Origin of the sequence: Methylopila turkensis, assembly GCF_027922325.1 — a bacterium.
In the GTDB taxonomy this organism is placed as follows: domain Bacteria; phylum Pseudomonadota; class Alphaproteobacteria; order Rhizobiales; family Methylopilaceae; genus Methylopila; species Methylopila turkensis.
Genome location: NZ_BSFL01000002.1, coordinates 407399 through 420617, shown reverse-complemented (window position 1 = coordinate 420617; position 13219 = coordinate 407399). Strand labels below are relative to the sequence as shown.

Annotated in this window: 13 protein-coding genes and 1 riboswitch; of the genes, 10 read left to right on the top strand and 3 right to left on the bottom strand. The window is 69.7% G+C overall.

The window, feature by feature from the left end; translation table 11 throughout:
• The first annotated feature begins 1 nt into the window (after position 1).
• The 9 genes from mnmA (at position 2) to PKE78_RS08580 (ending at position 8151) form a co-directional block, all read left to right on the top strand.
• Positions 2-1174: a tRNA 2-thiouridine(34) synthase MnmA gene (mnmA, locus tag PKE78_RS08620; RefSeq protein ID WP_271200462.1), complete on the top strand. Its 1173-nt coding sequence runs from the start codon at positions 2-4 to the stop codon at positions 1172-1174.
• Positions 1171-1812 (top strand): class I SAM-dependent methyltransferase, encoded by a 642-nt coding sequence (locus PKE78_RS08615; protein ID WP_271200461.1) that lies wholly within the window; start codon positions 1171-1173, stop codon positions 1810-1812. Before mnmA ends, PKE78_RS08615 begins: the two co-directional genes overlap by 4 nt.
• A gap of 129 nt (positions 1813-1941) precedes the next feature.
• Positions 1942-3315 (top strand): ABC1 kinase family protein, encoded by a 1374-nt coding sequence (locus PKE78_RS08610; RefSeq protein WP_271200460.1) that lies wholly within the window; start codon positions 1942-1944, stop codon positions 3313-3315.
• 315 nt (positions 3316-3630) lie between these two features.
• Positions 3631-3915 (top strand): aa3-type cytochrome c oxidase subunit IV, encoded by a 285-nt coding sequence (locus PKE78_RS08605; protein ID WP_271200459.1) that lies wholly within the window; start codon positions 3631-3633, stop codon positions 3913-3915.
• A gap of 4 nt (positions 3916-3919) precedes the next feature.
• The gene (locus tag PKE78_RS08600; RefSeq protein WP_271200458.1) at positions 3920-5062 is read left to right on the top strand and encodes a Re/Si-specific NAD(P)(+) transhydrogenase subunit alpha; all 1143 of its coding nucleotides are present in this window, start codon (positions 3920-3922) and stop codon (positions 5060-5062) included.
• Positions 5062-5505 carry a proton-translocating transhydrogenase family protein gene (locus PKE78_RS08595; RefSeq protein WP_271200457.1) on the top strand — a complete coding sequence of 148 codons (444 nt, stop codon included), beginning with the start codon at positions 5062-5064 and terminating at the stop codon, positions 5503-5505. The genes PKE78_RS08600 and PKE78_RS08595 overlap by 1 nt, the downstream gene beginning before the upstream one ends.
• An 8-nt stretch (positions 5506-5513) precedes the next feature.
• On the top strand, positions 5514-6917 hold the full coding sequence (locus PKE78_RS08590) for an NAD(P)(+) transhydrogenase (Re/Si-specific) subunit beta (protein WP_271200456.1): 1404 nt from the start codon (positions 5514-5516) through the stop codon (positions 6915-6917).
• Positions 6914-7588, top strand: coding sequence for a phytanoyl-CoA dioxygenase family protein (locus tag PKE78_RS08585; protein WP_346433366.1), 675 nt, complete (start codon positions 6914-6916; stop codon positions 7586-7588). Before PKE78_RS08590 ends, PKE78_RS08585 begins: the two co-directional genes overlap by 4 nt.
• Positions 7589-7659: 71 nt before the next feature.
• The gene (locus tag PKE78_RS08580; RefSeq protein ID WP_271200454.1) at positions 7660-8151 is read left to right on the top strand and encodes a DUF29 domain-containing protein; all 492 of its coding nucleotides are present in this window, start codon (positions 7660-7662) and stop codon (positions 8149-8151) included.
• 66 nt (positions 8152-8217) lie between these two features.
• Here PKE78_RS08580 and PKE78_RS08575 read toward each other — a convergent pair whose 3' ends face one another.
• Together PKE78_RS08575 and PKE78_RS08570 are read right to left on the bottom strand one after the other, a co-directional pair.
• The gene (locus tag PKE78_RS08575) at positions 8218-9021 is read right to left on the bottom strand and encodes a phytanoyl-CoA dioxygenase family protein (protein ID WP_271200453.1); all 804 of its coding nucleotides are present in this window, start codon (positions 9019-9021) and stop codon (positions 8218-8220) included.
• A gap of 31 nt (positions 9022-9052) precedes the next feature.
• On the bottom strand, positions 9053-9715 hold the full coding sequence (locus PKE78_RS08570; RefSeq protein WP_271200452.1) for a GntR family transcriptional regulator: 663 nt from the start codon (positions 9713-9715) through the stop codon (positions 9053-9055).
• 222 nt (positions 9716-9937) lie between these two features.
• A riboswitch (TPP riboswitch) is annotated at positions 9938-10047 on the top strand.
• Positions 10048-10130: 83 nt separating this feature from the next.
• On the opposite strand from PKE78_RS08570, the gene thiC reads away from it, so the two are divergent.
• Entirely contained in the window at positions 10131-11984 is a 1854-nt protein-coding gene (thiC, locus tag PKE78_RS08565) for a phosphomethylpyrimidine synthase ThiC (protein WP_271200451.1), read from the top strand.
• Positions 11985-12204: 220 nt separating this feature from the next.
• Here thiC and PKE78_RS08560 read toward each other — a convergent pair whose 3' ends face one another.
• Positions 12205-13062 carry a tetratricopeptide repeat protein gene (locus tag PKE78_RS08560; RefSeq protein ID WP_271200450.1) on the bottom strand — a complete coding sequence of 286 codons (858 nt, stop codon included), beginning with the start codon at positions 13060-13062 and terminating at the stop codon, positions 12205-12207.
• Between the last annotated feature and the right edge of the window lie 157 nt (positions 13063-13219).

The window sequence follows — 13219 nt, the reverse complement described above, 5'->3', positions numbered from 1 at the left end:
GATGACCGTCGACCTCGAACTGCCGGGACCGCCCGCCGTGACGCGCGTCGTCGTCGCGATGTCGGGCGGCGTCGACTCCTCGGTCGTCGCCGGGCTGCTGGCGCGCGGCGGTTACGACGTCGTCGGCGTCACGCTGCAGCTCTACGACCATGGCGCGGCGACCGCCCGCAAGGGCGCCTGCTGCGCGGGCCAGGACATCCACGACGCCCGCCGCGTGGCCGAGACGCTCGGGATTCCGCATTACGTGCTCGACTACGAGAGCCGGTTCCGCGAGGCGGTGATCGACCCGTTCGCGCAGAGCTATCTCGACGGCGAGACGCCGATTCCTTGCGTCGCCTGCAACCAGACCGTCAAGTTCGTCGACCTGCTCGACACCGCGAAGCAGCTCGGCGCCGCGGCGCTCGCCACCGGCCATTACATCGAGAGCCGCGCGCTGCCGGGCGGCGGCCGCGGCCTGTTCCGCCCCGCCGACGCCGACCGCGACCAGAGCTACTTCCTCTACGGCACGACGCCCGAGCAGCTCGCCCTGCTGCGCTTTCCGCTCGGGCGGCTGCCGAAGGCGGAGGTGCGGGAGATCGCCCGCGAGCTCGGCCTGATCGTCGCCGACAAGCCGGACAGCCAGGACATCTGTTTCGTGCCGAACGGCCGCTACGCCGACGTGATCGAGAAGCTGAAGCCCGGCGCTTCGGAGCCCGGCCCGATCGTCCATCTCGACGGCCGCGTTCTCGGGCGCCACGAGGGCGTGCTGCGCTACACCGTCGGGCAGCGGCGCGGGCTCGCGCTGTCGGTCGGCGAGCCGCTCTACGTCGTGCGCATCGACGCCGCGGCGAAGACGCTGGTGGTGGGCCCGCGCGAGGCGCTGGAGACGCGCGTCGTCCGCGTCCGCGACGTCAATTGGCTCGGCGACGGGGCCTTCGGGGACCTGCCGGCGGAAGGGCTCGCGGCGCGCGCCCGCGTGCGCTCCACCCGGCCCGCGGCGCCCGCGCGGATCAGGGCGCTCGGCCCCCGCGAGGCCGAGGTCGAGCTGCTCGCGGGCGAGAGCGGCGTCGCGCCGGGGCAGGCCTGCGTGTTCTATGACGACGCGACCGGCGACCGGGTTCTCGGCGGCGGGATCATCCGGGCTCCGGAGCGCGTCCGCGCGCCGGCGCTGTCGGTCAGCGAGGCGGCGCGATGAGCGTTCAGTACGATCTTGCCGGGCAGAAGAAGGCCTACGAAGTCTGGGCCAAATTCTACGACAAGGTCTATGTGCGGTTCCTGGCCGACGGCCAGAAGAAGGCGGCCGCGGCCGCCGCCGCTTGCGGGCCGGACATCCTCGAGGTCGGCGTCGGCACGGGCCTCGTGCTGCGCTACTACCCGCCGACGGCGCGCGTCGTGGGCGTCGACCTCTCGGAGCATATGCTCGCCAAGGCGCGCGAGAAGGTCGTGGCGCAGGGCCTGACCCAGGTGCGCGGCCTCTCGGTGATGGACGCCTGCCGGCTCGGCCTGCCTGATGCGACCTTCGACGCCGTCACCGTGCCCTTCGTCATCACGCTGGTTCCGGACCCCGAGGCCGCGCTGTCGGAGATGCGCCGCGTGCTGAAGCCGGGCGGTGAGATCGTCGTGGCGTCCAAGATGGGCGCCGAGGACGGCCCGCTCATGAAGATCGAGACCGCGCTCGCGCCGATCGTGAAGACGGTCGGCTGGTCCACCGATTTCAAGGTCTCGCGCCTCGCCGCCTGGGCCGCGACGACTCCCGACATGAGCGTCGTCGAGGTGACGTCGATCTTCCCGGCGCCGTTCTTCAAGATGATCCGCATCAAGCGGGCGGGGTGACGCGGCCGGGGCCGGCCGGCTCTCCGATCCCGGACCGGGAAGGCGGGGCGGATATCGTCCAAGTGATTGGGAACCGCGCGTTCGCATCCCACCTTTAGCGCTTGGACCGCCCCGCACCGAAAGCCCTTCATGCCCCCGTCCGACCGCGATCTCGAACGCAACCGCTTCACGGCCCGCGCGACGCGCTATGCGCGCGTGGGCGTCAATGTCGGCGGGGTCGCGGCCCGGATCGCCGGGTCCCAGCTTCTCGGCCGCGCCACGGGGCGGGCGGGCAGGGCGGCGGATCTCGCCGCGGCGCTCGGCGGGCTGAAGGGGCCGATCATGAAGGTGGCGCAGCTTCTCGCCACCATTCCCGACGCCCTGCCGCCCGAATACGCGGAAGAGCTGGCGCAGCTCCAGTCCGACGCGCCGCCGATGGGCTACGGCTTCGTGCGCCGGCGCATGGCGGCCGAGCTCGGGCCCGACTGGCTGAGCCGTTTCGGCTCGTTCGAGCGCGAGCCGGCGGCTGCGGCCTCGCTCGGCCAGGTCCATCGCGCCGCCGCGCCGGACGGCTCCCCGCTCGCGGTGAAGCTGCAATACCCGGACATGGCTTCCGCGGTGGAGGCCGACCTCGGCCAGCTCGCGCTGCTGTTCGACCTGCGCCGCCGCTTCGACGGCGCGATCGACACCTCCGAGATCGTGGAGGAGATCGGCGCGCGCATCCGCGAGGAGCTCGATTACCGCCGCGAGGCGAAGCACGCCGCGCTCTACCGCCTGATGCTCAACGACACGCCGGAGGTGCGCGTGCCCGGCGTCTGGAGCGAGCTGTCCACCGGCCGGCTGCTCACGCTCGACTGGCTGGAGGGGCGGCGGCTGCTCGTCCACAAGGAGGCCTCGCTTGAGATCCGCAATCGGCTCGCCGTCGCGATGTTCAAGGCGTGGTGGCGGCCGTTCTCGCGCCATGGCGTGATCCACGGCGACCCCCACCTCGGCAATTACGCCGCCTTCGACGAGGGCGGCGAGCCGCAAGGCGTAAACCTGCTGGACTACGGCTGCGTCCGCATCTTCCCGCCGGCCTTCGTCGGCGGCGTGGTCGATCTCTACGAGGGCCTGCGCGACGGCGACGAGCAGCGTGTCGTCCACGCCTACGAGACCTGGGGCTTCCGCGGCCTGAAGCGCGAGCTGATCGACGTTCTCAACATCTGGGCGCGCTTCATCTACGGCCCGCTGCTGGACGACCGCGTCCGCACCATCGCCGACGGCGTGTCGCCCGGCGCCTATGGCCGGGCCGAAGCGTTCCGCGTGCATCAGGAGCTGAAGCGCAAGGGCCCGATCCGCATCCCGCGCGAGTTCGTCTTCATGGACCGCGCCGCGATCGGCCTCGGCGGCGTGTTCCTGCACCTGAGGGCGGAGCTCAACTTCCGCCGTCTGTTCGAGGACGCGATCGCGGACTTCACGGTCGAACGCGTCGCCGCCCGACAGGCGCAGGCGATGGCGGCCGCGGGCCTCACGGATCGAGCCTGACGGTTCTCGCGCGTGCGGTCCGCCGCCGTGCAGGTCTCGGTGACCGGACGCTGACGGGGCGCTTTCGCCGTGGTTTTCCGCCCCGCAGCATAAGCCATTCGCGATGGCGATGCTGCGCCCGCGAAGCGGGGCGCGAGCGACGGCGCTGGAGATTCAGGGAGTCCGCTCAAAAGCCTCAATTATCAGCAGTTCAGCTTGTCTGAAGATTTTTGGTATTTGGCATGCCAGAGGCTGAAAGGGAATTGCCACCCCTCGGCGTTTCCGATAAATGCGGAAGTCCAAGCGCCGATTAGAACGCAAAGAGGGACCGACATCATGGCCGGCATTACGGAATACGCGACCGCTACAGGCAACGACTACGCCGAGCATGAGCGCACTTACGCCGCCGTGATGAAGCTCTCCAAGATCGGCACGGCGATGGCGGTTCTGATCGTCATTTCGCTCGCGATCGGCGGCACGACCGGCCACTGGTGGCTCTGCGGCTTCGGCGTGGTGCTGTCGATCGTCGGCGGCGTGATCGGCGCGCTGAGCGAGAAGGGCACCATCCTTCCGATCGGCCTGTCGGCGCTGCTGGTCGTCGCGCTCTGGTACATCGTCTGAACCGATGAAGATCGCCGTTGCGAAGGAACTCGACCCGGCCGAGCCTCGGGTCGCTCTGACGCCTGACGTCGTCAAGAAGCTGAAGGGCCTCGGGGCCGAGATCAGCGTCGAGACGGGCGCAGGCCTCAGCTCGGGCGTCATCGACGCCGCCTATGAGGAGGCCGGCGCCCAGATCGCCGCCTCGCGCGCCGACGCGCTCTCCGGCGCCGACGTGCTGCTGACGGTGCGCCGCCCGACCCCTGAGAGCCTTTCGGGCCTGAAGCCCGGCGCGCTCGTCATCGGCACGATGGACCCCTACGGCCAAGCCGACGCCATTGCGGCGCTCGCCACCGCGAACGTCTCCGCCTTCGCCATGGAGCTGATGCCCCGCATCACCCGCGCTCAGGTGATGGACGTGCTGTCCAGCCAGGCGAACCTCGCGGGCTACCGCGCGGTGATCGACGCCGCGGCCGAGTTCGGCCGCGCCATGCCGCAGATGATGACCGCCGCCGGCACCGTTCCGCCGGCCCGGGCCTTCGTCATGGGCGCGGGCGTCGCGGGCCTCCAGGCCATCGCCACCGCCCGCCGTCTCGGCGCGGTCGTCTCGGCGACCGACGTCCGTCCGGCCGCCAAGGAGCAGGTCGCCTCGCTCGGCGCCAAGTTCATCGCGGTCGAGGACGAGGAGTTCAAGCAGGCCGAGACCGCGGCGGGCTACGCCAAGCCGATGTCGGCCGAGTACCAGGCCAAGCAGGCGGAGCTGACCGCGGCCCACATCGCCAAGCAGGACATCGTCATCACCACGGCGCTCATCCCGGGCCGTCCGGCGCCCCGTCTGGTGACGGCGGCGATGGTCAAGTCGATGAAGCCGGGTTCGGTGATCGTCGACCTCGCGGTCGAGCGCGGCGGCAACGTCGAGGGCGCGGTTCCGGGCGAGGTCGTCGAGATCGACGGCGTCAAGATCGTCGGGCACCTCAACGTTCCCGGCCGTCTCGCCGCCTCGTCCTCGGCGCTCTACGCCAAGAACCTGTCGTCCTTCCTGGAGACTCTGATCTCCAAAGAGACCAAGGAGCTCGCCGTCAACTGGGACGATGAGCTCGTCAAGGCGACCGCGCTCACCCGCGACGGCGCCGTCATCCATCCGATCGCGAAACTGGCGGAGGCGAACTGATGGCCGTCCTGTCTCCCGAAGAAGCCGCGGACCGCGCTCAGGCCGCGGCCGACGCCGCCCGCGAAGCCGCAGCCGCGGCTCAGGGCTACGCCGACCAGATCGCCGACGCCGCCGGCGCCGCGCTGCACGGCGCGTCCGGCGGGGTGATCGACCCGTTCGTGTTCCGGCTCGCGATTTTCGTGCTCGCCGTGTTCGTCGGCTACTACGTGGTGTGGAGCGTGACGCCCGCGCTGCACACGCCGCTGATGGCGGTCACCAACGCCATCTCCTCCGTCATCGTGGTCGGCGCGCTGCTCGCGGTCGGCGTCGACCTCGCCGGCGGCTCCGGTCCCTGGTGGGCGCGCGGCTTCGGCTTCGTCGCCCTCGTGCTCGCCTCGATCAACATCTTCGGCGGGTTCCTCGTCACCCAGCGCATGCTCGGCATGTACAAGAAGAAGGGCTGACGGGACCGATGACCGACCTCGTCCAGATCCTCTACCTCATCGCCGGCGTCCTGTTCATCCTGTCGCTGCAGGGGCTTTCGAGCCCGGCGACCTCGCGGCGCGGCAACGCCATGGGCATCGCGGGCATGACGCTCGCGATCCTGACCACCCTGTTCGTCTCGCCGCCGCACGGCGTCGGCGGCTGGGTCCTCGTCATCGCCGGCCTCGGCGTCGGCGGCGCGATCGGCGCGCTCACCGCCAAGCGCATCGCCATGACTTCGATGCCGCAGCTCGTGGCGGCGTTCCACTCGCTCGTCGGCCTCGCCGCCGTGCTGGTGGCGGCGGCGGCGCTCTACGCCCCCGACGCCTTCGGCATCGGGCTTCCGGGCGCGATCCACGTCCAATCGCTGGTGGAGATGGCGCTCGGCGTCGCGATCGGCGCGATCACCTTCACCGGATCGCTGATCGCCTTCGCCAAGCTCGACGGCCGGATGTCCGGCACGCCGATCCTGCTGCCGATGCGCCACCTCATCAACGCCGGGCTTGCGGCGCTGATCGTGGTGCTCGTGATCGTGTTCTGCCTGACCGAGAGCCACTTCGTGTTCTGGCTCATCGTGCTGGCCTCGCTCGCCTTTGGCTTCCTGATCATCATCCCGATCGGCGGCGCGGACATGCCGGTGGTCGTGTCGATGCTCAACTCCTATTCGGGTTGGGCGGCGGCCGGCATCGGCTTCACGCTCGGCAATCTGGCGCTGATCATCACCGGCGCGCTGGTCGGCTCGTCGGGCGCGATCCTGTCCTACATCATGTGCAAGGGCATGAACCGGAGCTTCATCTCCGTCATCCTCGGCGGCTTCGGCGGCGACGCCGCGGCCGGCGGCGGAGCGGCGGCGGGCGGTGGCGAACAGCGCCCGGTGAAGCAGGGCGCGGCCGAGGACGCGGCCTATATCATGAAGAACGCGTCCAAGGTCATCATCGTGCCGGGCTACGGCATGGCGGTGGCGCAGGCCCAGCACGCGCTGCGCGAGATGGCCGACAAGCTGAAGGAAGAAGGCGTCGAGGTGAAGTACGCCATTCATCCGGTGGCGGGCCGCATGCCGGGCCACATGAACGTGCTGCTCGCCGAGGCGCAGGTGCCTTACGACGAGGTGTTCGAGCTCGACGAGATCAACTCGGAGTTCTCGGGCGCGGACGTCGCCTTCGTCATCGGCGCGAACGACGTGACCAACCCGGCGGCCAAGACCGACAAGACCTCGGCGATCTACGGCATGCCGATCCTCGACGTGGAAAAGGCGGGCACCGTGCTCTTCATCAAGCGCGGCATGGCGGCGGGCTACGCCGGCGTGGAGAACGAGCTGTTCTTCCGCGACAACACCATGATGCTGTTCGGCGACGCGAAGAAGGTCACCGAGGCCATCGTCAAGAGTCTGTGAGCTCGGGTCTTCGCGAGCAACTGACGGCGGACGGCGCTTGCGTCGTCCGCCGTGTCGTTTCCGGCGACGAGATCGCCGGGATCGCGCGTGAGTTCACGGAAGGCCTCCGCGGGACGCGAGGCTCCCTTCCCGGTAGCGCGATCGAACGTCTGATCGCTCCCGCCGGCGCGCTCGGAGCGCTGGCGACGGCGCTTTCGGGACGCGAGATGCGACCCGTGCGGGTGGTGCAATTCGATAAGACCGCGGCCGACAACTGGATCACGCCCTGGCATCAGGACCGCACGATCGCGGTCGCCGAGCGGCGCGACGTCGAGGGCTACGGGCCCTGGAGCGTGAAAGGCGGCGTCGTTCATGTGGAGCCGCCGGCGGAGCTTCTCGACGGCATGCTGACGCTGCGGCTGTTCGTCGACCCATGCGGCTCCGATCAGGGGCCGGTGAGTATCGCGCTCGGCTCCCATCGTCTCGGGCGCGTTCCGGCGGCCGAGGTCGCTGATCGCGCGAAGGCCGCGCCAGAGCTCATCGCGACCGGCGAGGCCGGCGACGTGCTCGCCATGCGGCTACTCGCTCTCCATGCCTCGGGACGCTCCCGGTCGACCTCACCGCGGCGCGTGCTGCACGTCGACTACGCCCCGGAGCCGCTTCCGCCGCCGTTGCGCTGGGCGATGGAGTAGCCGCGCGGGCAGTGGCCCAAGCTTGCTTTTCCAAAGGTCCAACGCGACATTTCCGGTCGAGGAGCCGCGTCATGAGCGACGTCGCCGACTACGATGCCGACATCCTGCTCTGGTCCGAACGTCAGGCCGCGCTTCTGCGCGACCTCAAGACACGGGCGCGCGGCCTGCCGAACGAGCTCGATCTGGAGAACGTCGCCGAGGAGATCGAGAGCGTGGGGCGGTCGGAGTTCGATACGGTCCGCAGTCACCTGCGGAACATTCTCCGTCATCTGGTGAAGATCGCCGCTGACGGCGACGCCGATCCGGTGGTTCACTGGCTTGGCGAGATTCGCACGTTTCAGAGCGATATGATCGATCGGCTCGCGCCGTCCATGCGCGGCCGGATCGACATGGACGCCGTCTGGCGTCGGGCGGTGAAGGAAGCGAGGGCGGATTTCGCGGACCGGGGGCAAATACTGCCTTTGTTTCCCGAGACCTGCCCCGTGACGTTCGAGAGCGTCGCATCCGAGGATTTCGATCCGAGGGCCACGGCGGCGAAGCTGGCCGCGGCGATCCTCTCGTAAGCGACGCCGGCGGCCACTAGTCCGACGTTCCGGCTCCGCCGTCGGCGGCGCTTCGTGCGCCAACTCCTACTCCGCCGCCTGCCGGCTCTGGCTCCGCGCGAGCCGGACGAGGGCGTCGTCCTCGACGCACTGGATCGGCGCGAAGTCGCGGTGCGCGATGAAGTCGGGCCGCGTCGGCGTGCGGATGTAGTTGGAGCAGGCGTTGAGCGTGAGATAGACGATCTTGCGCGGGTAGGGCGTGATGTTGCCGGCGGAGCCGTGCACCAGATTGCCGTGGAACATCAGCATGCTGCCGGGCCGGCCCGTCGGCGCCACGATGCCCCCTTCCGCGACCAGCCGAGTGACCGTCTCCTCATCCAGCGTCCAGAGCGGGTAGGAGGTGGTCTCGAGGTCGTGGCTGGCTTTCAGGTCGCCGGCCGTTTGGCTTTTCGGCACCAGCATCAGCGGGCCGTTGATCGGCATCACCTCGTCGAGGAAGATCGAGATGTTCATGGCGCGCGGCTCCGGCATGCCGTCGTCGCGCTTCCAGGTGCCGTAGTCCTGGTGCCATTGCCAGACCGCGCCGGTGAAGGCGGACTTGGCGTTGATCTTGTACTGGTGCAGATACACATGTTCGCCGAACACCTGCTCGACGGGCCGGATCATGCGCGGGTGCGCGCCGAGCAGGCGGAAGGCCTCGTTGTAGGTGTGGGCGGCGAAGGCGGTGCGCGGCGCGCCGTCCTTCTCGCGCCAGACCTCGGGGCGGTGCTCGTCGTAGATCGCGACCGCCTCGCGGCGGAGCAGGTCCACCTCCTCGGGCGTGAACAGGTCCGGCAGCAACAGCCAGCCGTCCTCGTGGAATTGCGCGAGCTGGTCCTCTGTGAGCTTCATCGCTTCCTCCTGCCGCTGCTTGTGTTCGGGCTTATGCGGCGTCGCGCAGCGTGCTGAGCCGCTCTTCCATGGTTCGTCCCGCGCCGAGCGCATGGTCGCGCGCCGCGGCCTCCGCGCCGTCCGGGTCTCTGGCGCGCACGCGATCGGCGATCGCGGCGTGCTCGGCCCAGACGCGGGCGCGGTGGTCGGGATCGGCGAGCACCGTCGCCATGGCGCGGCGCATGTGCGGCCATTGCGGGCCGACCGTCTCCTCGATCGCCGGGTTGCCCGAGAGCCGATAGAGCGCGCGGTGGAAGTCCGCGTCGCGGGCGATCTGCTCGGCGAGCGGCGTTCGCGCGGTGATGGCGGCCCCGGCGTCGAGCGCGCGTTCGAGCGCCGCGCCGTCCGCGCCGCGTTCCGCCGCGAGCCGGGCCGCGAGCGCGTCGAGCGCGCCGCGCACCTCGTAAAGCTGCCGGATGCGGACGCCGTCGAGCGGCGTCACCTGGAAGCCCTTGCGCCCGCTGTCGGCGAGCAGGCCCTGGCCGCGCAGCAGGTGGAGCGCGTGGCTGACCGGCTGGCGCGACACGCCGAGCCGCTCCGCGAGCTCATGCTGCCGGATGCGCTCGCCCGGCGGCAGGCTGCGGTCGACGATCGCCTCGAGGATGCGGTCATAGGTCTGCGAGATCAGGTTCGGCGAGGTCGCAAGTGGCTGCATATCAGAATTCCGAATTCGGAATTCCAAAATATTAACTCGACGGAGCGCGGTTGGCAAACGGCTCGCGCGCGAGGGAGGCGCGGGTAGGGGGCGGAAGGCGTAACCCGGAGGCCGGAGTGACGGAGGGGGGCGGGACGCGGAGAGGGGCGGGACGCGGCGAGCGCACGCCGCGACGCCGGCGCCTCCGGGCTCGACAGAACGATTCCAAGCTCATAACCTCGGCCCCGGTCCGAGGGGCGTCCCGCTGCGATGCGGGGCTGAGATGGCGGCACGCCGATCCCTTAGAACCTGATCCGGGTCATGCCGGCGAAGGGACGGGAACCGAAGGCCGAGCCGGCGCAAGCTGCCGAACGCCTCCCAGACGTTTCGCGACACCCCGGATCTCCCGAACGAGAACATCGAGGAGGGGATCCCCATGAACGTCCATATTCCGCCGAAGGACGCCAAGGCCGCGCCCGAAAGCGTCACCACCGGGCCGATCTTCGGCTCGCGCAAGGTCTACGCCTCGCCGAAGTCGCATCCCGAGCTTCGGGTGCCGTTCCGCGAGATCACGCTCAGCGATCCGAACGAGCCGCCGGTGCGGGTCTACGATCCGTCGGGCCGCTACACCGAGACCGACGTCGCGATCGACCTCGCCGCCGGTCTGGCGCCGGTGCGCGAAGACTGGATCGCCAAGCGCGGGCTCGACATCGCCCCGGGGCGCGCGGTGAAGCCGGAGGACAACGGCAACGTCTCGGCCGACAAGCTGGTCGCTCCGTGCCCGGCGACGCGCGTCATCCGCGAGGCCGCGAACGGCCAGATGGTGACCCAGTACGAGTTCGCGAAGGCCGGGATCATCACCGAGGAGATGGTCTATGTGGCGTTCCGCGAGAACCTCGCCCGCGAGCAGGCGCTGGAGGGCGCCGGCGTCCGCCACGCCGACGGCGACAGCTTCGGCGCGTCGATCCCGGAGTTCGTGACGCCGGAATTCGTGCGCGACGAGATCGCCCGCGGCCGCGCCATCATCCCGGCGAACGTCAATCATCCCGAACTCGAGCCGATGGCGATCGGCCGCAACTTCCTGGTCAAGGTCAACGCCAACATCGGCAACTCGGCGGTGACCTCGGGCGCGGCGGAAGAGGTCGAGAAGCTGGTCTGGGCGATCCGCTGGGGCGCGGACACGGTCATGGACCTCTCCACCGGCCGCAACATCCACAACATCCGCTCCTGGATCATCCGCAACTCGCCGGTGCCGATCGGCACGGTGCCGATCTACCAGGCGCTTGAGAAGGTCGACGGCGATCCGCTGAAGCTCGACTGGGAGGTGTTCAAGGACACCCTCATCGAGCAGGCCGAGCAGGGGGTTGACTACTTTACCATCCACGCCGGCGTGCGCCTCGCCCATGTGCCGCTGACGGCGGACCGCGTCACCGGCATCGTCTCGCGCGGCGGGTCGATCATGGCGCGCTGGTGCCTCGCCGGCCATCGCGAGAGCTTCCTCTACGAGCGCTTCGGCGACATCTGCGACATCATGCGGAAGTACGACGTCTCGTTCTCGCTCGGCGACGGCCTGCGGCCGGGCTCGATCGCGGACGCCAACGACGCCGCGCAGTTCGCCGAGCTGGAGACGCTGGGCGAGCTCACCAAGATCGCCTGGGACAAGGGCTGCCAGGTCATGATCGAGGGCCCCGGCCACGTGCCGATGCACAAGATCAAGGCCAACATGGACAAGCAGCTCGCCGTCTGCGGCGAGGCGCCGTTCTACACGCTCGGGCCGCTCACCACCGACATCGCGCCGGGCTACGACCACATCACCTCCGGCATCGGCGCCGCGATGATCGGTTGGTTCGGCACCGCCATGCTCTGCTACGTCACGCCGAAGGAGCATCTCGGCCTGCCGAACCGCGACGACGTCAAGACCGGCGTCATCACCTACCGCATCTCGGCCCATGCGGCCGACCTCGCCAAGGGCCATCCGGCGGCGAAGATCCGGGACGACGCGGTCAGCCGCGCGCGGTTCGACTTCCGCTGGGAGGACCAGTTCAACCTCTCGCTCGACCCCGACACCGCCCGCGCCTTCCACGACGAGACGCTGCCGAAGGACGCGCACAAGGTGGCGCATTTCTGCTCCATGTGCGGTCCGAAGTTCTGCTCGATGAAGATCACGCAGGACCTGCGCGCCGAAGTCCGCGCCCAGAACGTCACCTTCGAGGCGGAAGAGGGTATGAAGGCGAAGTCGGCCGAGTTCCTGCAGGGCGGCGGCAAGCTCTACGTCGACGCCGCGGAGTAAGCCGCGCGCCGATTCCGCCGGCGCGCGGATCCACGCCGTCATGCCCGCATCTTTGCGGGCATCCACGACTTCGGCGCCGAAGTCGGTGTCCTCGGAAGTCGTGGATACCCGGCTTCGCCGGGCATGACGGTCGCGCGCCGCGTCGGCAGGTCGGAGCCAGAAAAAAGAAGGGCCGGAGCGTCGCTCCGGCCCTTCTTTTTTCTTCAGCGGCGCCGACCGCTCAGCGCTCGGTGTAGGTCGCGCCCGCGACGCCGCCGACGCGCTTGAAGGCTTCGTTGGCGCGCTTGTCGTTGCGGTCGATGTTGAGCGCCTGCGCGAACGAGGCGCGGGCCTTCAGCAGCTCGTTCTGGCGCTCGAAGGCGAGGCCGCGGCCGATCCAGGCGTCGATGTATTTCGGGTTCAGCGTGCGCGCGGTGTTGAAGTCGTCGAGCGCCGCCGCGGCGTCGTTGAGCGCGAGATAGCTCATGCCGCGGCCGACATAGGGCTCCGGCGCCGTCACCGCGATCGCGGTCGACTTGGTGAAGTCGTCGATCGCGTCGTCGTGGCGCCCCTGCGCCTGATGAATCAGGCCGCGGTTGTGCCAGGCCTGGGCGTTGTTGCGGTCGAGCTCGATCGCGCGGTCGAAGTCGGCGAGCGCGGCGTCGGTGCGGCCGGTCGAGCGGTAGAGGTTGCCGCGGCCGACGAAGGCCGGGCTGTAGTTCGGGTCGACCTCGATCGCGCGGTTGTAGTCGCCGATCGCCTCGGCGGTCTTGTTCTGCGAGCGGAAGGCGAGCGCGCGGTTGGCGTAGGCCTTGGCCATGCCGCTGTTGATGCGGATCGCCTGGCTGAAGTCGCCGATCGCGTTGTCGTACTGGCCAAGCCGGGCGTAGGCGGAGCCGCGCATGTTCCAGGCCTCGGCGTCGCCGGGGTTCGACTGCACGACCTGGGTCAGGGAGCCGAGGTCGCTCTGCCGGGCGGCGTAGGCCTCGGGCTCGAGCGTCGCGGCCGAGGGGCCCATGGATTCGCAGCCGGCGAGCGCGAGCATCGCCACGAGAAACGCGCCGCGGCGCGCCAGAATGCCCGAACCCGAACCCTGCATGTCCTCACCACCTTACCGCGCGCCAAGCCCAAGAGCCGTCAGACACAGGCGGATTGCGGCGAGATTGCGTCCGCAGCCCCTGCTGCCGGCGGCGCGGGCCGGAGCGTGTCCCTCAAGGCGCAAAAACGCCCGCCGGACGGATCCAACGGGCGCATCG